This is a genomic window from Chryseobacterium sp. C39-AII1 (assembly GCF_039672645.1).
Lineage (GTDB): Bacteria > Bacteroidota > Bacteroidia > Flavobacteriales > Weeksellaceae > Chryseobacterium.
On record NZ_JBDFPQ010000004.1, the window covers coordinates 1 to 25,626 of the forward strand.

At 32.9% G+C, this 25,626-nt stretch carries 18 protein-coding genes; 14 read left to right on the forward strand and 4 right to left on the reverse strand.

Annotated elements, in window-relative coordinates:
* The first annotated feature begins 1,270 nt into the window (after window positions 1-1,270).
* From ABEG63_RS08035 to ABEG63_RS08055, 5 genes are all read left to right on the forward strand, one after another.
* Complete coding sequence (locus tag ABEG63_RS08035) at window positions 1,271-2,761, forward strand: MFS transporter (RefSeq protein ID WP_312390232.1); 1,491 nt, start codon at window positions 1,271-1,273, stop codon at window positions 2,759-2,761.
* Window positions 2,762-2,951: 190 nt separating this feature from the next.
* A complete protein-coding gene (locus ABEG63_RS08040) occupies window positions 2,952-5,114 on the forward strand; it encodes a T9SS type A sorting domain-containing protein (protein WP_346584075.1) in 2,163 nt (720 codons plus the stop codon).
* A gap of 193 nt (window positions 5,115-5,307) precedes the next feature.
* Entirely contained in the window at window positions 5,308-6,234 is a 927-nt protein-coding gene (locus tag ABEG63_RS08045; RefSeq protein WP_267402931.1) for a mevalonate kinase, read from the forward strand.
* Window positions 6,235-6,244: 10 nt separating this feature from the next.
* The gene (locus tag ABEG63_RS08050; RefSeq protein WP_267402932.1) at window positions 6,245-7,174 is read left to right on the forward strand and encodes a UbiA family prenyltransferase; all 930 of its coding nucleotides are present in this window, start codon (window positions 6,245-6,247) and stop codon (window positions 7,172-7,174) included.
* Between the two features lie 65 nt (window positions 7,175-7,239).
* A complete protein-coding gene (locus ABEG63_RS08055; RefSeq protein WP_346584076.1) occupies window positions 7,240-8,412 on the forward strand; it encodes a proline dehydrogenase family protein in 1,173 nt (390 codons plus the stop codon).
* 300 nt (window positions 8,413-8,712) lie between these two features.
* Here ABEG63_RS08055 and ABEG63_RS08060 read toward each other — a convergent pair whose 3' ends face one another.
* On the reverse strand, window positions 8,713-9,261 hold the full coding sequence (locus ABEG63_RS08060; protein WP_346584077.1) for a helix-turn-helix transcriptional regulator: 549 nt from the start codon (window positions 9,259-9,261) through the stop codon (window positions 8,713-8,715).
* 805 nt (window positions 9,262-10,066) lie between these two features.
* Here ABEG63_RS08060 and ABEG63_RS08065 point away from each other — a divergent pair.
* Window positions 10,067-11,176: a M14 family zinc carboxypeptidase gene (locus ABEG63_RS08065; protein WP_346584078.1), complete on the forward strand. Its 1,110-nt coding sequence runs from the start codon at window positions 10,067-10,069 to the stop codon at window positions 11,174-11,176.
* A 66-nt stretch (window positions 11,177-11,242) separates the two neighbouring features.
* Here the strand turns inward: ABEG63_RS08065 and ABEG63_RS08070 are convergent, their stop codons facing one another.
* Window positions 11,243-11,752, reverse strand: coding sequence for a DUF4920 domain-containing protein (locus ABEG63_RS08070; RefSeq protein ID WP_267402936.1), 510 nt, complete (start codon window positions 11,750-11,752; stop codon window positions 11,243-11,245).
* Between the two features lie 495 nt (window positions 11,753-12,247).
* Here ABEG63_RS08070 and ABEG63_RS08075 point away from each other — a divergent pair, with 495 nt between their 5' ends.
* The gene (locus ABEG63_RS08075) at window positions 12,248-13,654 is read left to right on the forward strand and encodes an amino acid permease (protein ID WP_346584079.1); all 1,407 of its coding nucleotides are present in this window, start codon (window positions 12,248-12,250) and stop codon (window positions 13,652-13,654) included.
* A gap of 39 nt (window positions 13,655-13,693) precedes the next feature.
* Here ABEG63_RS08075 and ABEG63_RS08080 read toward each other — a convergent pair whose 3' ends face one another.
* Both ABEG63_RS08080 and ABEG63_RS08085 read right to left on the reverse strand, forming a co-directional pair.
* The gene (locus ABEG63_RS08080) at window positions 13,694-14,476 is read right to left on the reverse strand and encodes a GLPGLI family protein (RefSeq protein ID WP_346584080.1); all 783 of its coding nucleotides are present in this window, start codon (window positions 14,474-14,476) and stop codon (window positions 13,694-13,696) included.
* 53 nt (window positions 14,477-14,529) lie between these two features.
* Window positions 14,530-14,799: a hypothetical protein gene (locus tag ABEG63_RS08085; protein WP_346584081.1), complete on the reverse strand. Its 270-nt coding sequence runs from the start codon at window positions 14,797-14,799 to the stop codon at window positions 14,530-14,532.
* A 440-nt stretch (window positions 14,800-15,239) separates the two neighbouring features.
* Here ABEG63_RS08085 and ABEG63_RS08090 point away from each other — a divergent pair, with 440 nt between their 5' ends.
* The 7 genes from ABEG63_RS08090 to ABEG63_RS08120 all read left to right on the forward strand — a co-directional run bounded on the left by ABEG63_RS08090 (window position 15,240) and on the right by ABEG63_RS08120 (window position 25,620).
* Window positions 15,240-15,680, forward strand: coding sequence for a GPW/gp25 family protein (locus ABEG63_RS08090; RefSeq protein ID WP_267402938.1), 441 nt, complete (start codon window positions 15,240-15,242; stop codon window positions 15,678-15,680).
* A gap of 22 nt (window positions 15,681-15,702) precedes the next feature.
* Window positions 15,703-17,577, forward strand: coding sequence for a type VI secretion system baseplate subunit TssF (locus ABEG63_RS08095; RefSeq protein ID WP_346584082.1), 1,875 nt, complete (start codon window positions 15,703-15,705; stop codon window positions 17,575-17,577).
* A 30-nt stretch (window positions 17,578-17,607) separates the two neighbouring features.
* Complete coding sequence (locus tag ABEG63_RS08100; RefSeq protein WP_346584083.1) at window positions 17,608-18,534, forward strand: DUF3829 domain-containing protein; 927 nt, start codon at window positions 17,608-17,610, stop codon at window positions 18,532-18,534.
* A 291-nt stretch (window positions 18,535-18,825) separates the two neighbouring features.
* Window positions 18,826-21,654 carry an excinuclease ABC subunit UvrA gene (uvrA, locus tag ABEG63_RS08105; protein WP_346584084.1) on the forward strand — a complete coding sequence of 943 codons (2,829 nt, stop codon included), beginning with the start codon at window positions 18,826-18,828 and terminating at the stop codon, window positions 21,652-21,654.
* 78 nt (window positions 21,655-21,732) lie between these two features.
* Window positions 21,733-23,886, forward strand: coding sequence for a hypothetical protein (locus ABEG63_RS08110; protein WP_346584085.1), 2,154 nt, complete (start codon window positions 21,733-21,735; stop codon window positions 23,884-23,886).
* On the forward strand, window positions 23,873-25,039 hold the full coding sequence (locus ABEG63_RS08115; RefSeq protein ID WP_346584086.1) for a hypothetical protein: 1,167 nt from the start codon (window positions 23,873-23,875) through the stop codon (window positions 25,037-25,039). Before ABEG63_RS08110 ends, ABEG63_RS08115 begins: the two co-directional genes overlap by 14 nt.
* A gap of 176 nt (window positions 25,040-25,215) precedes the next feature.
* Window positions 25,216-25,620 (forward strand): hypothetical protein, encoded by a 405-nt coding sequence (locus ABEG63_RS08120; protein ID WP_346584087.1) that lies wholly within the window; start codon window positions 25,216-25,218, stop codon window positions 25,618-25,620.
* Window positions 25,621-25,626: the final 6 nt, after the last annotated feature.

Consider the following 25,626-nt stretch of genomic DNA (forward strand, 5'->3'; position numbering starts at 1 on the left):
GCATTTAATTCTTTATCAGCATATGAATTTTATTCAGAGCGTGTCTTAGTTTAATTAAATGCTTTCTCTTTTTCTAAAGTTATCTATTTTTTTCTTTTGCAAATCTAAAGGAGCGAAGTCGAAGCATTCATATAAAGTTTCTCTCAATCTCCACAACAGTTTGAACTCCTGACCATCTCACAAAAGAATTCCCAAAACCAAAAATGATTTAATCGTAATAATTTAGCTTTAAAGGCCAAACTGTAAGACTCATACCCCAAAGAAGGAGTCCCAGACCCGAATCCCGATCTTCATTAGTACGAATTTCCCGTTGCCAAGCCCGTGGATGAGGTTATTATACACCCTTTTCGAAGCTTCTTACTGCTCTGTCGGAGTTTTTAATAGCAACGGTGAGGTTATTCAACCCCTCTTTCGCGGTTTCAGAATAGTCTGCCGGAGTCTCAAAGGGGTCGCTCGGTATCTTAAACTGTGTTTTCGGGGTTGGGAGACCCAAAAATCTACCCTCAGAACCCCGATTCCGACCTTAAAAACCACATACCCGCATTTCGAAACCTCACCATCGTAGTCTGCCAACCCCGATCTACCATTTCAACACCTCGACAGCGCATTTCAGAACGTGGAAAAGCAGCTTCTATAATAGTTAGTATGGGTGATGTCTTCCTGAGCTTAGTTTATTGAGCTATCGAAGATTTTTCCAGTATAATAAATGCTTCGACTGCTTCGCGCTCAGCATGACACTATGAGAATTATGCTGCTAATAAAAGCGATTAGTAGTAGAAATATCATGCTGAACCTAATATTGTATTTATATAAGTTGGGTTTATGGTAACTATTTGGTATGTAGTGTTTTTTATTGCGGTGTCATGCTGAGCCTTGTCGAAGCATCAGTGAAATTACACTATTATTTGATAATATAATAGTCTCTCGATAGTTCGCCAACTTACTATCAATTAAGCCCAGGAAGGCAATGCTACTCGAAGTATGTATTGAATTTACGTTGAGATGCTTTCAGCATGACAAATATGCTGTAATAATTAAAAATCTGACATTCAACCTTTGCTGAGTGAAACGCCTTTGCGAACGAAAAATCAGCAGGATAATTGGAAAAAAAACTTTGTACTCTTTGCGTTTAAAACAAAAAAATCAACGACGAAAAGAGAAAAATAAAGATTTATAAATTAACCAAACAATAAAATTTAGCCGAAAGAAAATAAAAACCACCGAATATTCAATGGTTTTTATATTTTTGTGTATCTAATATTTATTTGAAATGTCTGAAATTGAGAATCAACAAACTCAACACATAAAGAATAATCCAAAAATCATGAAGGCATGGGCGGTTTACGACTGGGCCAACTCCGTGTATTCTTTGGTTATTACTTCTACTATTTTCCCGATTTACTATTCCATTCTTACCACAGCGTACGAGAAAAAAGAGTACGTGGAAGAAACAAAATCCTGGATCGATGTTCCGGTAAGACACCTGATCAAAATCTTCGGAAAAGAATATCAACCGGATGCGGTGTACGGATATTCATTAACCATTTCGTTCTTCATCGTGGTTTTATTATCGCCGTTTTTATCTTCGTTGGCAGATACCATCGGAAATAAAAAATCATTCTTACAGTTCTTCTGTTATTTAGGAGCAACATCATGTATGGGATTGGCGATGTTTACAGGAATGCACAACGTTTTCTTAGGCTTATTATTCAGCATTACGGCGAGCGTCGGATTCTGGGGAAGTTTGGTATTTTATAACTCTTTCTTACCAGATATTGCTACGCGAGATAAGCAGGATGCACTTTCTGCAAAAGGATATGTTTACGGATATATCGGTTCTGTAGTGTTGGTGGTGATCTGTTTATTATTGATTCAGGTTTTCGCAAAAGGTGCGGCTCAACAGTTATTATTCACAAGAATTAGTTTCCTTTTAACGGGAGCTTGGTGGTTCGGATTTTCACAATATACGTTCAAACACCTTCCTCAATTTGGTGATGTGAAAGAAAAATTACCAAAAGATTTAGTATTATTAAACTATAAAAACATCTTCAAAAAGCACGAAGAACAAGGCGGATTTTTTGAAGTATTAAAAGATAATTTAAGCTTCTATAAAGATATCGCGAAAGAAAGTTTTCACGAACTTTTCAGAGCAGGAAATTTATTGTTTAAAGATAGAAATCTGAAGTTTTTCCTTTCGAGTTTCTTCTTTTACAGTGTGGGAATGCAGACTATTTTCCTGATGGCAACGTTATTCGGAAAAAGTGAGATCAATTTGGCTCAAGACAAATTAATTGGTACGCTTTTGGTGATTCAGATTGAAGCGATCATCGGAGCAGTTATTTTCTCAAGACTTTCAAGAAAAATAGGAAATAAAAATGTAATCTCCATCGCGATTGTTTTATGGATTGTTGCATGTTTATGGGCTTATTTCCTTAATAAAGAAAATCCAACAGTGGAATATCAATTCTACGGTGTGGCTGCGGTTGTCGGATTGGTAATGGGCGGGCTTCAAGCCATGTCGAGATCTACTTATTCCAAGCTTCTTCCAGAAAATTCTATGGAAAATACTACATTTTTCAGTTTCTATGATGTACTGGAAAAAATTGCCATTATTGTAGGAACATTTATCTTTGCAACATTGATTGAACATTTCAATAATATGCGTTATGCGGCATTATCAATGACGATTTTCTTTGCAGTGGGGCTGGTTCTCATCCGATTTTTGAAAGTCAAAATGTTGAAAGACAGAGATACTTTATAAATTAGAAGGCGTTAAGAAATTAACGTCTTTTTTATTTTCTGATTTTAAGGGGATTTTAGGTAGTATTTAAATAAATTCAATAAAAATAGTAATGATTGCTAGAGTGACTTACAAAAAAGAACGAAAATCATATTGTTTTGTCACAATTTGTTGATTTTTTTTGTTCTTTTGTAGATTGAAAATTTTAAATATGATAAAGAAAATTCTACTACTCTGTATCCTGCAATGTTCATTGTTAGGATTTGCTCAACATTTGCGGCCTGTTGCCCAAAAAATTTCAGAATATCATAATCAGAAGAAAACTTTTACTCAATATGATTTGTTTAAGGTAAATAATGATGCTCAAAAGCTTGCTGAATTTAAAAGATCGGCTACAGATATTACAGTAATTAACTTAAAGTCTAAAGAATTAAAAAAACTGGTGTATGAAAAGCCAGATTTTTTGGAAGTATCTTTCCCTTTTGACGGAAAACAAATTGCGGTTGAACTTTATAAAAATCAGATTTTCACAAACGAGTTTAAAGTGAAAACGAGCAAAGGGGAGACTGTAAATTATACACCGGGAGTATATTACCAAGGAATTGTGAAAGGCGATGACAGTTCGATCGTTGCTTTCAGTTTCTTTAATGATGATATTGTGGGAGTGGCTTCTACATTAGAATTAGGAAATATTGTATTGGGAAAAGCAAAAAATTCTGAAGATTTTGTAAGTTATTCAGACTCGAAATTAACAGGATTAAATCCATTTGTTTGTGGTGTTGATGAAATGAAGGAAAATCAAAAACAGAAGATATCTTTTGATCCTAACAGCAACGCTGCTAAAAAAGCTGCCACCCAAAATTGTGTGAGAATTTATTACGAAGTTTGTTATAAACCTTATACCAATAATGGTTCGGATATTACAACAACTACAAACTGGCTAACGGCAATTCATAATAATATTGCAACGCTGTATAATAATGATGAAGTAAGAGTTGCGCTTAATGAGATTTTTATCTGGACAGCTCAGGATCCTTATACAAGTACGCCGAGTGCTAATCTTAATAGTTTTAGACAAAACAGACAAACATTCAACGGAGATTTAGCTCACCTAGTCAATGCTCCGTCAACAACAAGTATTGCGTATTTAAATTCTCTATGTTCAACTTTCAAACACGCGTATTCAGGAATTTCTCAAACGTATAATAATGTTCCGGTATATTCTTGGACGATTCAGGCAATGACGCACGAAATGGGACACAGTTTAGGTTCTCCTCATACCCACGCGTGTGCTTGGAACGGAAATAATACAGCCATTGATGGTTGTGGCGCTCAGGCAGGATACAGCGAAGGTTGTACAGGGCCGATTCCTTCGAGTACTGTAAAAGGATCTATTATGAGCTATTGCCATTTAATCTCCGGTGTCGGAATTAGTTTTGCCAACGGTTTTGGTCCTCAGCCAGCTGCTTTAATCAGAAATACAGTAGATTCTAAGCCTTGTTTAGGAATGAATTGTATTACAGCTTGTAATGAAACCATTACAGAAATGAATGTTTCTAACATTACACAAAATTCTGCAAATGCAGCTTTTACAGATGCTAATTCAGCATCTTGGAAGTATAAATTAGCGAAAATGGATGGCACGCTGGTGACATCAGGAAATACCACCAATACGAATTTCAGCTTTTCAAATCTTCAGCCGGCGACGTATTACTTATTATCTGTAGGTACAGATTGTTCTGCGGGTTATCAAAAAACGCAGCTATTTATGACAGATGCCGATTGGTGTAGCGGAGTTTTATTTACAGATACAGGAGGTCAAACGGCTAATTATGGTGATAATGAAACCATCGTGAAAACATTCTATCCAAGCTCTGGAAACTCATTAACGATGTCGTTTACAGAATTTGCTTTGGAACAGGGGTATGACTTTATGTATATCTACAACGGGCCGTCTACAAGTTCGCCATTGTTTGCCAACGGAAATAATTTAACAGGAACTACACTTCCGGGATCTTTTACATCTACGAATCCTTCGGGAGCCATTACGGTGAAATTTGTTTCAGATCCGGCAGAAAACATGAGCGGCTGGAAGGCTAATTTTTCTTGTGCTGTTTTAGCTGTTGAAGATATCACCAAGAGTAATACAGTGGGGATTTATCCAAATCCTGCAAAAAATATGATTACTATTTCATCTAAAGAAAATTTAAAATCATATAAAATTTATGATGAAGCGGGAAGATTAATTAATTCAGCTTCTTCGTTAAAAGGAAGCAAAGTTGAGGTGAATATTTCATCCCTACAAACCGGAAATTATATGGTAACTGTTGAGACTGACAAACAAACGATCAACAAGAAACTAATTAAACAATAATTTTTGAATATATAATAATGAAAGCCTGATTTATTCAGGCTTTTTTGTTAACTTTAAAATAAGAAATGGTGTTTTTAAGATTTTATTAAAAGTTTTAAAAGCATAGAATGTTAAAATTTGTTAGAATTCGGCTTGAATTTTGCTTATATTCAGCGGAATAATTTTTAACTTTGCAAAAAGATTTATTAGTCAAATGACAAACCCTCTATTTTATGCTAAAATAATTCTGTTCGGAGAATATGGGATGATAGAAGACTCTCAGGGTCTTGTGGTTCCTTATAGCTTTTATAAAGGAACTTTAAAGTTTTCCGATTCCGACTCAGAATTCGAGAAAAAATCTAACGGACATTTGCAAAAATATTCGGATTTTCTGGCCAATTTAAATTTGCCTGAAGATTTTACTTTAGACGTACAAAAATTCAAACAGGATATTTCAGACGGACTTTTTTTTGATTCCAACATTCCGCAAGGATATGGAGTCGGAAGTTCTGGTGCTTTGGTAGCTGCAATTTTTGAAAAATATTCAGTAAAAAAACACAATCCTGAAGCTATTTCTAAAGATAATTTAAAGAATTTAAAGGCTGTTTTTGGCGAAATGGAAAGTTATTTCCATGGAAAAAGCTCAGGAATGGATCCTTTAATTTGTTATATGAACCTGCCGATTCTTATCGAAAACAGAGAAAATTTAGATAAAGTTTCAATTCCTGACGGTGAGGAAGGAAAAGGAGCAATTTTCCTGATCGATTCCGGAATTACAGGAGAAACAGGCCCGATGATTCAGATTTTCTTTGAAAAAATGAAGACAGAAGGTTTCAGAAAAACATTAAAAGAGGAATTTATCCGTTACAACAACGCGTGTATCGATGCTTTCCTTAAAAAAGATATGAATCCTTTCTTCAGAAACTTGAAAAAATTGTCTCACTGGGCGTACGAACATTTCAGTCCGATGATTCCTGAAAGTATTTTCAACATTTGGAAAAAAGGTCTGGATTCTAATGCTTATTATTTAAAACTTTGCGGAAGCGGAGGCGGAGGCTATATTTTAGGCTTTACCAAAGATTATGAAAAAGCTGAAAAAATGCTTGACGGCTTCCAAAAAGAGGTGATCTATAGATTCTAAACAAGCTGGAATGAATTCTGAAAAAGAAACCTTCCAACATAAAAATATTGCTAAAAAATCTCTATTTTACAGATTTTCACAATTTGTGGGCTTTCTTTTGGGAGCTCGCTTTTTCGTAGCAGCATTGCTAACTTTTGCGCTTTATGTTTCTACTTTTTTCCTGTTTAATCAGGAGGAAAGTTTAAGAAAATTTGTCTTTGATTTTAAAGTTCACGGGATTATTTTCTGCACCGTTTTAACCATTTTAGCGGGCGGAATTATCAACCAGTTTTATGATTTTGAGAAAGATCATATTATAAAACCTTTCAGAACGAGAATTCAAAGTTTTATTAAGCAGAAATATTTTCTTTATGCTTATGTGACGCTGAGTGTCATTTCATTAGGAGTGGCATGGTTTATTTCGCATAAAGTTTTTGTTTTCTTTGTTGTTTATCAGTTCTTTATGTGGTTTTACAGCCATAAACTAAGCCGAATTTTAATTCTGAATAATTTTACATTTGTTTGCCTTACCTTATATCCTTTTTTTGGAATGATGGTTTATTACGAAACATTTTCGTTAAAACTATTTTTAATGGCAATATTTCTTTTTTTAATTCTACTTTGTATTGATGTAGTGAAAGATACCTTAACAAGAAAAGTGGATGAAACTTTCGGATATACTACAATTCCCAATTTCTTTAGTAAAAAAACAACCAAGATCATCATTATTGCTTTATTGACCTTTACCATGGCAGTTTCGATGAAATTAATCCTTAGAACGGGGATTTCGGGATTCATGTCTTATTACTTTTCAGGTGGACTTTTTGTGATGGTGCTTTGTATTTATTTACTTCTTAATTATTCAAGGAGGAGTAAGTTTTTGACGCTCAGTATTTTGAGATTTTGGGTTTTTGTAGGAATTATCGCCATGCTTTTAAGTGGAATTGAAGGTAATTTGTAAAAAAAAATCTTTAAAAACACTGAGGTTATTCTTACATTTGCGAAACCTAAATTTATATAAAAGTAATGCCCATTTTTAACGATACTAAAGTTGCATTCGCAGATAAATCTGATGCACAGTTAAAGAAAGCGTATTGGATGTTCAAAATGATCGAGCAGCCTTCACTTACAAAAATTGGAACTTCTGTTCTTAATTTTACCGTTCATAATGATTTTCCTTTCGTTACAGGAATTGTAAAAAATACTTTGTTTGAGCAGTTTTGCGGTGGCGAAACCCGTGAAGAAAGTATGAAAGTTGTTAAACAGCTTTTCAAAAGAGGAGTTGGAAGTATTTTCGACTATTCGATTGAAGGAAAGGAAGATGAGGCCACTTTTGATGCGGTTTGTAAAGAGATTAAAGATATCGTAAGATTTTCAGTGGGAAATCCTGCTATTCCGTTTATCGTTTTTAAACCTACAGCGTTTGGAAGAATTGATTTGTACGAAGCAGTTGGAAAGAATGCTGAACTTACTTCAAGCCAAAAAGAAGAGTGGGAAAGAGTGGTAAAAAGATTCGATGAGGTTTGCCAGCTTTGTCATGAAAATGATAAAAAAGTAATGGTAGATGCGGAAGAAACCTGGATGCAGGATGCGGCAGATCATCTTTGTGAAGAGATGATGGAAAAATACAATCAGGAGAAACCGATTGTTTGGAACACCATCCAAATGTATAGAACCGGAAGATTGGAATATATGGAAGCACATTTGCAGAAAGCCAAAGAAAAAGGGTATTTTATCGGCTACAAAATCGTTCGTGGCGCTTATATGGAGAAGGAAAGAGCCAGAGCTGCAGAAAAAGGATATGCAGATCCGATTCAGCCTAATAAAGATGCTTCAGATAAAAATTACAACGCAGGAATTGATTTTGTGATGAATCATTTAGACAAAGTTTCTGCCTTCTTCGGGACTCATAACGAGATCTCTTCGGAGCTGGTAATGGATAAAATGAAAGGTAAAAACCTTGAAAGTGGTAATCCTCATGTATATTTCGGGCAGCTTTATGGGATGAGTGACAATATTACATTCTATTTGTCTGATAAAGGCTATAATGTGGCTAAATATCTTCCTTATGGGCCGGTAAAAGATGTTGTTCCTTATCTTACGAGAAGAGCGCAGGAAAATACTTCTGTGGCTGGGCAAACGGGTAGAGAATTAGGATTAATTAAAAAAGAATTGGAAAGAAGAAAATCAAACAGATAATTTTTTTTTCTTAAAAATATGGAGAGCCTTACAATTTTGTAAGGCTTTTTTCATGTTATACCCTAATAAATCACGTGATATTGATAATATTTATTTGAATTATTAATTATGTTAATCATATATCATTAAAGTGAAATTTCTATTGCATAATTAATGTTAATTTTGTAATTTAGTTGTGTACCATGAAAGCAAATAGAATGAATATTCATTTTATATTAAATAGCTGAAAATAATAAAGCAATAGCTTTAGTTTTCTTCTCAAATATTTTTTGACCTGATCATTTTCCTTGATCAGGTTTTTTATGGCTCAAAACTCTCGAATTTTCCGTTTTCGTAAAAGAGTACGATACGTTTTATCTTATTTTGCTGATTTCCAATAGCTTGTCTAATAATTTCATCATTCGATTTTTCTAATCGCTGAGAATCCGATATTTTTTCCTGTACTGTACTTTGATGCGGTATAAACGATTCTCCAGTAGTCGATTTTGGAGCCTCAATTTCGGGTTGTTCCGCTCCGAAATCAAGATCATTATTCATCATCGTAAAAAGGTCGGGTAGAGAAGTGGTCTTCGTTTTTTCTGTTTCCGAAATTTCTTCAATCTCTTCTTTTATCGGAGTCGTTTCCGGTAATTCAGATTTCAACATTTCGCCTTCACCAGTAGCGAGCCAATCCCAAAGCAGTTCGGGAAAGCGAGATTTTATTTTAATGACAAATTCCAAAGACGGTTTATTTCTTCCAGACGTAATATGAGAAATAGAAGATCGTTGTACATCAATCTCATCTGCAAATTCAGAAGGGGTGAGGTTAGAATACTCTATTACTTTTGAAATTCTCTCGTTTAGACTCATCTTTATAGGTTTTAAATCTCGTTACAAATGTAAATAATATAATTTACAAATGCAAATCGCGATAATAAACAAATGTAAACAATTATTAAATACAATTGTAAACTATATATGATAATGAAAAACAAGTAATTATAAAGTAATAAACATTTGTTAATGATCTTGAATTTAGTTTTTACCACTAAAATTTCGAAAAAGTATATAAATTATGGATAAGTTTCTCATTAATCCACATTATTAACTAAATAATAGATTTATATTTGTGTTGTTAATTCCATAAAGTTGTAAATAGCGAAAATTATTGCTGATAAACCTCTATTTATAAGGGTTTGATAAGATTTACGTTTGTAAATAACCTTTTAAATAGGCATTTTAAGAAGATGCTTGCACTATTTTGATTAAATAAGATTAATGTTAATTTGAAATGATAATTAACTTGTTTACAAACTTAAATATTTAAGATAAATTAGATATTTTTGATTATACAATAATTCAAATTAAACAAGATTTACAATTGTATATTGCTACTATCATGATAGTTTTCCACATCTAAAGTGTTTAATGTTTTTATACCTAAATGCCTTAAAACAGTATATCTAGCACTTAAAGTAATCTTATGATATCTATTTAGATAAATCTCATAATTATCTGATTTTATTTACGTTATATAAAATGAAATAAATTATTATCAATCCACAATTTTATCAACAGACATTTTGGCAGTTCACAGTGTTTATGTGAGTTACAAATGTTAATTTTAATTTTTGATGAAAAATGGTTAAATTTGACTCTTGTAAACTCTTACAGAATGAATTTTGAACAGCTTTATCAGCAAAATCCAGATTTCCCAAATCGCTATATTTCTCCTGAAAAATTATTTTCTTATCTACAGAACAATCTCAGCGATTACATTCAAGAGATCGGAAAATCGTATTTAGAAAAACCTATTTATAAATTAACAGTCGGAACCGGAGTGATACAAGTTCTAGCTTGGTCGCAAATGCACGGCAACGAATCGAACGCAACTCATGCGATGCTCGACTTGTTAATGACTTTAGATCAATCTCCGGAAATGAAGGAAGAGTTATTCAGCAAAATCAAACTTGATTTTATTTTTATGCTGAATCCGGATGGTTCTGAAAGATGGACGAGGTTGAATGCTTGCGATATTGATCTTAACAGAGATTTTCATAATGAAGCGAGTAAAGAGATTAAATTTCTTAAAAATATAGTCGCTTCTAAAAAATATGATTACGCTTTGAACCTTCACGAGCAAAGAACGATCTTCACAACAGACGGAATTCATCCCGCTACCTTATCCTTTTTGGCACCTTCTGAAAATGTAGAGAGAACGGTAACTGAAAACCGTAAAAAATGTATGGCAGTTATTGGGAATATTTATCATCATTTAAAAGACTTAATTCCGAATCAGATTGGGAGATATTCCGATGAATTTTATCCGACTTCCACTGGGGATAATTTTATCAAAGCCGGAATGCCGACCATTTTATTTGAAGGTGGACATTTTGTAGATGACTATACAAGACAAGACACGAGAAAATATTATACGATTGCATTGTATTATGCTTTGAAAGCAATTTCTGAATTAAACTCAAATATCGACGGTTGGGAAACTTATAATGATATTCCCGAAAATCAGGAAACGCATTATGATATTGTGTACCGAAATGTAAAGCTTAATACCGATCATGAATGTATTTTGGACATTGCAGTTCAGTATCGCGAAATAAAAGAAGAAGGAAAAGACGAAATTTCTTTTATTCCTTTTGTGATGGAAGTGGGAGATGTGAAACAGAGAAAAGGCTGGATCGAAATCGATTGTACCGGAAAGAAATTTCTTTCTGAAACCAAATATCCAAAATTGGATGCCGAAGTAAATTTTACAATAGAAGACTAAAATAACAAAAGCGGAACAATTTGTTCCGCTTTTCTATTTTATAATAGTTGTTTTTGTAAACTAAATTTAGTTCACAACTTTAATTCCGTTTGCTACAAATCTGATCTCCTCTTTCGGAGTTGTAATCGCATCGATTTCTGCTTGAGGTTTTTTAGCATCTTCAGCATAATGCTTCTGCTCGTCGATAGAAGTTACTTTTCTTTCAGCAGTTCCATCCAAAACCACGTTTTTACCTTTCAAAGCGGTCGGAACGAAGAACGCATAATCTTTCATTTTCACAAAAAACTGAGAATTATCTTCAGTCTGGATCGTTAACCAACATCCTTTTTTCTCACAAACGTCTGTAACTTTTCCTTTTACCGCTACGTTTTCTACTTTTTTATTATCTTTTTTAAGCTTTTTGCTTAATTTATCTACAGAAATAGCTTTAGATTCTACATTAGAAGCAACGCCGCCTCCATAAACATCGCCTACCAATGCATTTCCTGCCGGAGGTCCGAATTTCTTTGATTCCTGTGCAAAAGCTAAAGTGGAAACACTTACCGCTGCTGCGAATAATATTGCTTTGAATTTCATTTTTAATATTTTTTTCCAAAAGTACTAATAAAATTTTAATCATAAATCCTCAAAAACTTTATAAAAAACAGGTCGCCTCTTCCTCTCTTTACATTCATTTTAAATAAAAACTGTTTCAATATTTTTTATTTGAAGCTTTATCCCGCTTTCCATTGTATCTTTTTGGTTACGGCTTCCGCTTTGCTCCAGCCGCAACCAAAAAGGATGTCATTACAATCGGGGCTAGGTTGAAGTCATCTACTTAAATATCGGAAAATATCCAAAAAGTTTGTCATCCTGTAAGGATCTAAGCATCCTATTATAAAATGATTTGTATGTGAATCCTCGCGATGACTAACTCTATGTAAAAAATTCAGTGAAAAAGTAAAAATCATTAATAACAATAAAACCTTACAATCGTTGTCTAAAAAATATCAAATATACTTTTGAATTTAATTTCAAACAAAATAAAAAACAAAACCTATATTTATTTATATTTGAACCCTATATTTTAATATGCATAAAAAACTGAAACTTTGGGACGCCATTATGCTCGTAATGGGTTCTATGATTGGTAGCGGAATATTTATTGTAAGCGCCGATATGATGCGGAATCTGGGCTCAGGTTTCTGGCTAATAGTCGTTTGGGTAATCACTGGAATTATGACTGTAGCCGCAGCCATCAGCTATGGTGAGCTTTCGGCGTTGTACCCAAAAGCGGGCGGACAGTACACCTACTTGAAAGAGATCTTTGGCAAAAAAATGGGTTTTCTTTATGGTTGGGGATTGTTTACGGTAATTCAAACAGGTACAATTGCCGCAGTAGCGATGGCTTTTGGAAAATTTACCGCTTATTTGGTTCCGGCATTAAACGATGCAGCGCCTATTATCCAAAGCGGAGAGTTTAAAATTACCTGGATCCAGATTTTAGCCATTGGAACCATTATTTTACTCACATATTTAAATACGAGAGGAGTAGAAAGCGGAAAATTATTGCAAAATATTTTTACAGGTTCCAAAATCATTGCTTTATTGGGATTAATTGCTGCCGGATTTATTTTAGTTGATTTCTCACATCTGGCGGAAAACTTTAATTTTGGATATGATTCATTTAATAATCTTAAAAAAGATGCTTTAGGGAATTTCCTTAAAGAAGGTTGGGAACCCATCGGGGGAATGACCTTAATGGGAGGAATTGCCGCAGCGATGGTAGGTTCAGTATTCAGTTCTGTAGCTTGGGAAAGTGTAACCTTCGTTTCGGGAGAAATTGAAAATCCTAAAAGAAACGTTGTAAAATCGATGATCTACGGAACTTCTGCTGTAATGATCTTATATATCGCTGTGAACTATGTTTATCTAAATGCGCTAGGCAGAGATGCGATTGCCTTCGCTGAAAACGACAGGGTAGCGGTAGCAGCTTCTCATTTTATTTTCGGAAGTGCAGGAACGGTGATTATCGCTGTGTTAGTTATGATTTCGACATTTGGTTGTAATAATGGATTAATTCTTGCGGGCGCTAGAGTTTTCCAAACAATGGCAAAAGACGGAATGTTCTTCAAACAGGCAGAAAAGAACAATAAAAATGAGGTTCCTGCCAATGCACTCTGGATGCAGGGAGTCTGGGCTTCTCTTTTATGTCTGAGCGGGCAGTATGGAAACCTTTTAGACATGATTTCCTTTGTGATCGTATTATTTTACATGATTACCGTTTTTGGAGTTATCTATTTAAGATTCAAACAGCCGGATTTAGAAAGACCTTATAAAACATGGCTGTATCCCATCACACCAATTATTTATTTATTGATCGGAACAGGATTTTGTATATTACTTCTAATTTACAAGCAACAATATACATGGCCGGGATTCCTAATGGTGTTGCTCGGTCTCCCCGTCTATTATTTTATTAATCGAAAGAAATCTTAATAAACAAAAACGGCTTGAAATAATCAAGCCGTTTTTGTTTTAATCCAAATAATTATTTTTACTTCGATGAAGCTTAATTATTCTATCTTGTTGCTCTTTTGATATACTTCTGCCAGTAGCGACAAAGAAAGCACCAATAGGATCATTTTTAAAATTTTCTCTTTGCTTTGAAAATTTTGTATAATCAGTTTTAAGATAATTTTGTACAGGAATAATTGGTTTGACGATTTTTTTTAAACTTTGTAAAGTAAAATGAAAGAAATCTTTATCGTCATACGCTTCAATGATTAAACCTGGTAACCCTTTAAAATTATATGGTCCTTCCTGAATAGGTAAATCTGATGTATACCACGCAATGATGGTTCTTTTTCCATATTTTCCAATAGCTTTTTTACAAGAATATGTTGAAATATTTTTAGTTTCATTAATTAATTTCCAAGTAATTTTATTTTCAGGTTCAAAGGCAAAACCATTTTTTAAAATTTTATCATAGACAGTTGATTTCCCCATTTTGTATAAAACTTCCTGAGTGAAGAATGCTTTGGGAATATTAGAAAAGTCAACAACGATATTTCCACCTGCTTTAAAGCTTTGATCGATATTTTTTTTTGCTAGACTATCAAATTTTGATTTCGCATCACTTCTAAATAGTGAAACCTGATCTCCGATTAAAAGACTTGTCATTTCTATTTTCTTCGAATTTGTGTCTGTTGTATCAACAAGAAATGTTGTAAGATACTTGCATTCTATTCTTGAGCTATCAATTTTTTGAGAATTGAATAGACTAAAGAAAAGTAAGGATATTAATAGCTGTGATTTCATTATAAAAAAACTTACAGCTATTTATAGCCGTAAGTTAATATTAGTATTATTTATTAGTTACAGAAATATTCATTCATTAAAGCTCCATTATCAATCATACATTGTCTTGCCTCCTCATAAGTTTCACCACAAGCTGTGTCACTTATCATCTCGTTTGTACAACCAATAACTATACCGTATGAATAGCAATTCATTTTTGATTTAATTTCAGAATTCGTTTGCTTAGAAACATTTTTTTCTTTTTCAAAATTTAATGATTTAGTTTCTTTAGCACTAGTTAACCCAGCAACTCCTATAGCTGCTATTAAAATGATTTTTTTCATAATTGTTTAAGTTTAAAATTTTTAGATTGCAATCTGACAACAATTTTACAATTTTTATTAGTTTTAAATACACAAGTCTTACATTTTTATTTTATGTTAAATTCTATGAATTGTTGATATTTAAATGATGTTTATGGATTTTAGCTAATCAATTTCATAAATTGAGTATTTTTTATTATTGATAATTAGTTATTCTGATTTAATGATTTATAAAATTAATTGTCACTTTAAAGTGATAAATTTAAAATATTAACCTTTATATTCATTTTACTTTAATCGTTTAATAAAATATATGGTTTTATGATTTAAAGATTTAATCATGGAATTTTTTCATTATAAATTCAATTTGTATCACTCTATATTTCGTAGAAAATGTTTAATTTGGTATTCCTTTTCAAGTAAACGATAATTATGAAGTAAAAAATTAACGAAGTAGAATCATGGACACACCAAATTACAGAATGCCTTTTGTTCCATCAACATTAATGACGGAAGGGGGTAGCATAGACATCTGCGACATGGGGGAAAGCATTGCCCATAATATTATGTTGCTGATAACCACCAAAAAAGGCGAGAACAGATATGATGAAAATTACGGAAACGACGTTTGGAATCTGGAATTCGACAATGGCGTTACAAGTGCCGTCTGGGAAAACGTTTTCATTAAAAGTCTAAAAAAACAGATACAGGATTACGAACCCCGAATTGTGCAGCCCCAGATAGATGCGCACATCCTCATCGTAGAACACAGCTACGATACGAAAGAACATACGGAAATCAAAAAGAAAGTAAAAATTGCCATTAATGCAAAAATGGAAGAAACGGGAGAGCGTTTCAGCTTTTCTACAGAACTTTTTCTGAGCCCGATGTCTATCGATTAACCGCCAACACCAAGCACTATTTATGAATTTAGATCAAAATATATATTCCAAAGAGTCTGTAAAGGCAAGGATGCTTCAAAATGCCACGAAAGTATGGGGATTGAAAAGTCCACAATCTTTGGATCCTTTCGTTAAACTTTTGATTGATGCTTTCAGCACAGAAGTCTTTAAAGCTAACAACGAAATACAGACGGTAAATGCCCGAATTTTGGAAAGACTGGCAAAACTCCTCACACCGTCTATTTACACCCATCCGATTCCCGCTCATGCGATTGCCTTTACGCAGCCTTATGACTCGTCGGAAATTTTGCTGCAACATACTGAGTTTTTCTTTAGAAAACAGATGACTTCCACGATCAAATCAGAATCCGATAAACAGCTGAACATTCCTTTTACACCTATTGGCAATATAAGAATTAATAAAGCGCAGACTTCCATTATGTTTGTAGGAAATACATGCTACGGAATTGATGAGCGACTGAATAAAATTCCGATTGCCCGATTTTCGGGAAAGCCTGAAGATTACAGGAAAGTGACCATTGGAGTGGATGTTTCTAAATACGCTAACGAAAATTTTCCTAAATCCGTAAGTGTATTCTGCTCAAATCCTGCATTCGAACATCTGGATTATGTTTACAAGCTTTTGCCTTATATTACCGTTTCTAGCAACGGAAATCCTCTTTTTGTAAAGGAAGGGATTTCTTATCTTAAAAATAATCAGGCTGAAGGATATGAGCAGATGTTTCATGAGCAATCGATTCAGAATAAGATCATTGAAGATGTAAAAAGTATTTATCATCATAAATTCATTGAAATTTCAGGGCTTTCACGAAGTTTATTTTCTGAAGAAGGAAAACTTCCTCAAAATCTGGATTTCCTTGAAGGACGTGAAGAAATTGAAAAATACACAGATGGTAAACGTTATGTATGGCTGACGTTGGAATTTCCGCCACAGTTTACTGCTGAAATTCTGGATAATTTTTCCTTTGTGCTTAACGCATTTCCTATTTATAACCGAGGTTGGAAAAAAACGGAATACAGTTTAGATATTATGGGGAATAATATTCCGTTGGTGACTGATGATGGCGAACATTTTTTATATGTTGATGAGGTTCAGGATGGGGAAGGAAGAAGATATACCGAAATTCCTTTTACTCCAAATGATGATCTTAAAAAAGGTTTGTACACCGTAAGAAAAGGCGGCATGGAACGTTTTAACAACCGTAATGCGGTAGATATGATCGCTAGCGTTTTGGAACTCACGAGAGATGAAATTGCAGCGTTCTCTTTATTAAACAGAGATAATGTAAAAGGCGTGTTGAGCGAAATGTCTGATAAAATGAAGTCGATGGTGCAGAAAGTTAATAATGCCAAAAGAAATATCAAACAGGAGCTGAATTATGTGATCATGGAACCTGTGGAAAAAACCGATCATACATATGCCTCTTTTTGGGTTACCTACTGTACTTTGGCAAACCATATGCGTCCGGGAACAGAACTTTCGAATCAGTTAAAGTCTCAGACTCTGGTTCTTTTAACGGAAACAATCGGCGGTGCGGAAGAACAGAAGGGAACTGACAGCATTCAGGCGTATAAATATGCTTTAACCACGAGAGATAAGATTATTTCTCTGGAAGATGTCAAAAATTACTGCCGAATGGTGCTGAAAGATGAACTTAAAGAAGTAAGGGTAACAAGAGGAACCATGATCAGCAATAAACCTAAAGAAGGTTTTGTAAGAACGGTTGAGGTAGAGATCATTCCGCAAAATTATGCTTTCTACGGAAGAGCGTATTGGGAAAATATGGCCAATATTCTTCGTAATCAAATTGTTTCTAAAGCTATCGACGGTATTGAATATCAGGTGAAAGTAACAAATGAAGACACTGAATTTTAATTAAATATATTCAACTTAAATATTAAAACTATGAAAAAAATTATTGTACTGGCAATGGCATTATCTTTAACCGTCGTCACGGTAAGCTGCAAAAAAGGAATTGAGAAGATTGGAAATGCAATGGCAAAGGGCGGACAGAACGGTGCGAATGCAATTATTGATTTTAATAATGATTTCCTAGATTCCTATAAAAGAACTTCAGATCGCATCGATAACATTCTGAAATATGCCGATGCCGCGGCTTCTAAGGCGAAAGGTGAGAACGTAAGTTATATTCCTTCTGTGATTGGAGGTACAGATTATTCTTTTTCTAAAATTAAAGGTGTACCGTCCGGATTTGACAATAATCAGAAAGCCATTGAAGCAGACTTTCAGACGTATAAAGCTAAAAAAGAAAATATTGAAAAAAAGTTTGAGGAATTAAAATCATACATGCAGGCTGAAGATTTCAAAGATGATAAAGGTGTAAAAGCGGAAGCCATCAGAAAAGAAATTGAAACAGATGCGCAGGCACTTTTTGTAGCAGGAGAGGGGATTTTAGATAAAATAAGACCAGCAACCGATGCTGCAGAAGACGTAATTCTGAAAGATCATCCAATGAAAGAATTTATTATTTCTTCCAAGAATATGATGAATTCTTTAGATTCTGCTTACGGCGTATTAGGAAAACAATATGATGGAAAATTCAATGAAGCAGAAGCGCAGAAAAAATATGATGAATTTGCGAAAGCGGTTGAAACTAATTCAAAAATGGTATTTAACGTAAAAGATACACAGTATTCTTACAAAAAATCTCAGTTTGAAACAGTCAATAAAAACGCGAGCAGCTTCCTGGATGTTTTCAGAAAACTAATCAGAGATTCAAAATCAACAGGACAGATTTCAGACAGCGATATTCAGCAAATCGATTCAGCTTACGATTCAGTATTGAATTCTTACAATACATTTGTGAAGTAAACAATTAAAACAACGATAAAGAAAACCGATGAGAATTTTTTTCGTCGGTTTTTTGTTGAATGATTTTAAAGTAGAAAGGCTTCGGCAGGCTCAGCCTGACAGTTACGGAATGTGATTCTGAGCGTGAAGCAGTCGAAGGATCTCAAAAAGATTAATTTTTTACCCTTAGATAAATTTAATCTTTCAAGACAATAGAAATTCCATATTTTCCTAACACTTTTTAACATCAAAAATTCCTAAAAATTCCGTAATTTTGCACATCGTGATTTTCAGGTAAAGTCACCCCAAATTATGAGTAAATCAACAGAATATATAGAAGTTTACGGCGCACGTGAGCACAATCTTAAAAACATCAATGTAAAAATTCCACGCAACGAATTGGTCGTCATTACGGGGCTTTCGGGAAGCGGAAAATCGTCATTGGCTTTTGATACTATTTTTGCAGAAGGTCAGCGTCGTTATATCGAAACGTTTTCTGCGTATGCAAGACAGTTTTTGGGCGGTTTGGAACGTCCTGATGTCGATAAGATCGAAGGATTGTCACCCGTAATTGCCATCGAGCAGAAAACAACCAATAAAAATCCACGTTCAACCGTCGGAACCGTTACAGAATTGTACGATTTTCTTCGTCTTTTGTATGCAAGGGTTTCCGATGCCTATTCACAGACCACAGGGAAAAAATTGGTAAGTTACACCGAAGAGCAGATCCTTGAAACCATCAAAGAAAATTATAAAGGCGAAAAAATCATGTTGATGGCACCTGTGGTACGTTCTAGAAAAGGACATTATCACGAACTTTTCGTGCAGATGGCTAAAAAAGGGTACGGACAGGCAAGAATTGACGGCGAGCTGCAGGATATTGAATATGATCTGAAACTAGACCGTTACAAAACTCACGACATCGATATTGTAATCGACCGTTGGATTATTGGCGAAACTGCTTCCGAATCCAGAATGGAAAAATCGTTGCGTACCGCGATGGAAATGGGCGAAGGAATTATCGGAATTCAAAAATTAGGAAGCCCGGAGATTGAATATTTCTCTAAAAATTTAATGGATGCTGAAACCGGTCATTCATTAGCTTTACCGGAACCGAATACGTTTTCTTTCAATTCACCAAAGGGAAGTTGCCCTAATTGTAAAGGGTTGGGAATGATCAAAAAAATTAACACCGATTATTTTGTTGAAAATCCAAAATTATCTATCAATCAGGGAGGTTTGTTGCCTTTGGAAGATATCAAATCTAATAAATGGGTGCTTTCTCAGATCAAAAATATTTTAGAAATTTTCGGTTTGGGATTAACGACTCCTTTTCAGGACATTCCGGAAGAAGCATTGGATTATATCTACAACGGTTGTCATAAAGAGTTTAATAAAGATCTTAAATACGCTGGAATTACCAAAAAGATCAAAATTAGTTTTGATGGTTTGATTCCTTTTATGGAAGAAATTATTGAAGAAAGAGAATCGTACGAAGCCATTTTGCTGGAAAGACATTTTACCACAGAAGAAACCTGCCCGGAATGTAAAGGAACACGTCTTCAACCTTCAAGTTTAAGCTTTAAAATCGATGGTAAAAATATTGCTGAGGTTAACGGATTAAGTTTAATTGATCTTAAAGACTGGCTTCATGATGTTAAAGATAAGTTTTCTGAGAAAAAATCAATCATTGCTCACGAAATTTTAAAGGAAATCGAAACCAGACTTCAGTTTTTGCTGGATGTTGGTTTGGATTATTTAAGTTTGAGCAGAAGTTCGAAAACGCTTTCAGGAGGAGAGTCTCAAAGAATTCGTCTTGCAACACAAATTGGTTCTCAGCTGGTAAATGTTTTGTATATTTTAGATGAACCAAGTATCGGATTGCACCAAAGAGATAATGAAAGGTTGATTAATTCTTTAAAAAATCTTCGAGACATCGGGAATTCTGTGTTGGTGGTAGAACATGATAAAGACATGATTCTGGAAGCCGATGAGGTGTTGGATATTGGCCCAAGAGCCGGAAAATTTGGGGGAGAAATTCTTTGGCAGGGAAAACCGAAAGATTTGTTGAAAGCCGATACGATCACCGCTCAATATATTAACGGGAAAAGAAAAATTGCCATTCCTGAAAAGAGAAGAGAAGGAAACGGTAAACATATTATATTAAAAGGCGCGACAGGAAATAACCTTAAAAATATTACCCTTGATATTCCTCTGGGAAAATTGGTTGTAGTTTCAGGAATTTCAGGAAGCGGAAAATCTTCTTTGATCAACGGAACTTTGTATCCAATCCTGAATAAACATTTTTACAGAGCCGTTCAGGAGCCTTTGCCTTATAAAAAAATTGAAGGTCTTGAGCATATCGATAAAATTGTAGATGTAGATCAAACGCCAATCGGAAGAACGCCACGTTCGAATCCTGCAACCTACACGGCGATGTTTACGGACATCAGAAATCTTTTCTCAGAATTACCGGAAAGTAAAATCCGTGGTTATAAGCCGGGAAGATTCTCTTTCAACGTAAAAGGTGGAAGATGTGAAACTTGTCAGGGTGGTGGTTTGAAGGTTATTGAGATGAATTTTCTACCAGACGTTTACGTTCATTGTGAAACCTGCAACGGAAAACGTTTCAATAGAGAAACACTGGAAGTTCGCTACAAAGGAAAATCGATTTCCGATGTGTTGGATATGACGATTGATGAAGCGGTAGAATTTTTCCAGCCGATTCCTAAGATCTTTGCTAAAGTGAAAACTTTACAAGATGTTGGTTTGGGATATATCACATTGGGACAGCAGTCGACAACACTTTCTGGAGGAGAAGCGCAGCGTATCAAGTTGGCAACGGAATTATCGAAAAGACAAACCGGAAATACTTTATACATTCTCGACGAACCAACAACCGGACTTCATTTTGAAGACGTGAAAATCCTGATGGATGCGATTAATCAATTGGTGGAATTAGGAAATTCGTTCATTATTATCGAACATAATATGGATGTGATAAAACTAGCCGATCATATTATCGATGTTGGTCCGGAAGGTGGAAAACATGGCGGACAGATCGTTGCGCAGGGAACGCCTGAGGAAATTGTGAAGTCGAAGAAGAGTTTGACGGGGAAGTTTTTAAAGAGGGAATTATAAAATTATACAGATATATTACGGGAAACCACAATGAAAATTGTGGTTTTTTTATTTATTTTTGAGGAAAACTAATAGAACATGAGCTTTAAACTTTTAGCGATTAGACCATTGGATGGTTGTAATCCGAAATTTCTAAAGAATCTTCAAGAAAATAGGATTTATAAGTTTTACAATGATTATGGTTTTCAAGATTCTAATGGAAATGAGATAACAGACTTTTCTAAATTTATAGAAGTTACTAAAATAGAACCTAATTCAGTAAATTTTACAAATTTATATGGAGATAAGATTAAAGTTTCTGCTATCGTAGGTAAAAATGGTAGTGGTAAAAGTGCTCTAGTAGAACTATTTATTGCTTGTATAAATCAAATTTCATTAAAATTAAAAAATGAAGGAGATTTAACTTCAGATGCTGAGCTTATAACTGCAACTAAAGGTGATAGAAAAAAAATTAAGTGTCAAATCTTTTATGAATATAATGATAATGAATATTTTGTTGTTGAGATAGATGATAGAAATTTTAGTTTTAAAAATTTCAATAATAATTCAGATGTATTTAATTTAAAGAATTTTTTTTACTCTGAAGTTATCAACTATTCTATTTATGCATTTAATTCCAATATAATTGGAGAATGGATAGACAGATTGTTTCATAAAAATGACTCTTATCAAATACCTGTGGTTATTAATCCCAAACGAGATAAAAATAAAGAATTTGGCTGGAGCGGAATTATAGATGTTAATAATGAAAAAAAGCTTTTAGAACAACGTATTCTTGTTAATTTATTGAGACCTATCGTAAAGGAAGAAAAAGAGTTCAGAAAGATTGGAGATAATATGTTAGCTAAAAAAATAAGCATAACAAATAAAGACCTAAAAGATTTCTACATTTACACTAATTTCAAAAAAGAGTGGGGGAAAAAATATATTCAATTCAAAGAAAAAGAAATCTTGTATGAAAAAATAAAAACAAATTCTAAATTAAATTTTTCTATAAACTTTGAGTCATACTATGAAAAAGTACCAACAGTTTCTTGTGGGAATCCTAAACAGATTTTATACTTAATTAAGAAAAAATATAATATAGAAGATATTCAAGATACAGAACTACAAATGAGGATAGACTATTATCTAATATATAAGGTGATAAGTATCTGTAACAAATATAAAGAATACAAAAAATTTAAAACAAATCCAGAATTAATTCAGAAAAGTAGCAAGTATAGAAGATATAATATTAAAATAGGTGAATTAATATCTAAAATTGAGAAAGACAAAGAAAAAAATAAACATTATAGTCATATTATCTACAAGCTTATACAAACTATTAACTATGTGAAAAACTATAATAAATTGTGGAAAAATATAGATTTTTATAAGAAAATAGATTTGGATAAATTATCAAAGGAACTAGATTTGGTAAAAAAAGATAATGAAGATTTAATTGAATTATTACCACCGCCCATTTTTACTACTGAGATATTTTTAGAAGATGATAAAAATAAAAAGCTCGTGAAATTAAGTGATTTAAGTTCGGGAGAACAACAGTTAATTCATTCTATAAGCTCTGTTACATATCATTTAAATAATATCAATTCTGTAAATGGGACAGAAATAATTAAATATGAGTATGTAAATCTAATTTTCGATGAAATTGAATTATATTTTCATCCTGAGTTTCAAAGAAAGCTTGTAAACTATTTATTGAAACAGATTAATAACACTAACTTAAATAGTATTAAAGGTATTAATATTCTTTTCATTACTCATTCTCCTTTTATTCTTTCAGACATAGCAAAGCAGAATGTCTTATTCTTAGAAGTTGATGAAGAAACAAAAAAATCTATACCCAGAGAATATAAAGGTGATAATACTTTTGCCGAAAACATACACGAAATGCTTACGGACGGATTCTTTATTACTAGTACAAAAGGAGAATTTGCTGTTTCCAAAATAAATGAATTTTTAGTTGATTATAAAAAGTGGATTGATTCGTCTAAAAAAGATGAGGATAAAATGAAAAAAGATTTTGAGGATAAAAAACAGTATTATTTTAATCTTATTATGATGATAGGAGAAGAGTATATTAGGAAAATTTTAGAAAGCCAATTTAATGATTTAGAAGTTCGATTTAATCAAAAGAGTAGTCTACAAATGGAAGAGGAAAATCTAATAAAAAGGCTAATAGCAATAAATCCTAATATTAAAATTGATTATAATGCTAAAAATTAAATATCCATATAATACGGATTTGGAAAAAAACATATTTCTTGATAATTATTACAATCTACTCAAGCATGAAATTGTTAATAAAACTAATATAGCTTCTGAAATTAGAAAAATTGATTCAACATGGGATTTAAAAAAGCTTTTGACCGCTACCTTTGAAGATTTAGTAGGCTTTGCAGAGAAATCAAAAACTCAAAATATAGATAACCTTAAAAAATTTTTTTTTAAATCAGATTCCAAAGGAAAAAAAGAATATATTTATTCAAAATTACAGAGGAATATTGCTGATTTTCTGATTAAGGAAAAATTAGCGCTTAATTCTTGCCATTATTGTAATATAGAATTTGTTAATATATTTTCAGATGATTTATACTTTACCACGGTTGATGGAATATTATCTGAAGCACCAAGAAAATTTTTAGAAAAAATTAAAAATATTTCTAAATCAACAATTAATAAAATTATTAAGGAGAGGTCAATAAAATCCATTACTGAAAAAGATTTAAATCTATACTTTCCTAAGATACATACTGATATACTTCGAGAGTTAAATCAAATGTTGAACAGAATTATTGAATTGAAGTTCGATCATTTCACATTAGATCATTTTTTGCCTAAGAGTGACTTTCCATTTTTATCTCTTTCCATATATAATTTAATTCCATCTTGCTATTCTTGCAATTCAAAATTTAAAGGAAGTAAAGAATTTACTTTATCACCATTTTTAAACAGAATATGTCCATCTTCTGAAAGTTTTGATATGGTAAATCTACTTCAATTTAAATTAAATTTTGATGTTAATGATCCAAAATTTGATGAAAAAATAGATAGGATTAAACAAGTTGAAGATATAGAGATTAATATGAAGAACATTACTTCACAAAAAGATATTGATTTATTTTTAAGTATGTTCCAATTAAAGGGAAGGTATACATTTCATAAAGGGCTAGCTTATGAACTGATTGATAAAAGAAAAAAATACCCTGAAAAACAAATTGAAGAAATTGAAAAAATATTTTCTAAAGAAGGAATATTGATTGACAAAGAGACTTTTAAAAAGCACATTTTTGGTTCCGTAATTTTTGAGAAAGATAGTACAAATGAACCTTTTGAAAAATATAAGAAAGAATTAGCTCGACAACTAGGCATAATTTAACCCCCCCAATATTAAATTTTCAATTATTTTAAAAATTTATTCCATTGAAAATCAAATATTTAAATTTTAATGTTAACCCAATGTTAACGGTATGTGAATTTAATATGAATTATTTTAATTAACTTTGGTTAAGAGATACAAAAATAGTTTAGTATAATATTTTAAACCAGTGAGTTATGAGAAATAAAATTCAAATATTTGTGGCATTACTTTTTGTGAGTGGTTTTTCAATGATAATGAATACTACGAAAGCACAAACAACCAATGATAATATGATTGAAGAGATTCAGTTGAGCAAAAATGAAACATTCAACGATATCAGAAGCCGACTGATGGAAAACTTTGATCTTACCAATACAGATTATAAACAGGGAACCGTAAACTCGGTCGTGAAATTCGATATAGCAAAAAACGGAAAAATCGTGAATGTACATTCTAATGGCGATTGTAAAAGTGTAAGTAAAGAAATTGAAACCGTTCTAAGCGAATTAGATTATAAAGTAGACCGCAAAAAACTGAATGAAAATTTGGTTGCTTATACGTATGTAATGCCAGTAACAGTGGAAATCAACAATAGATAAACAGAT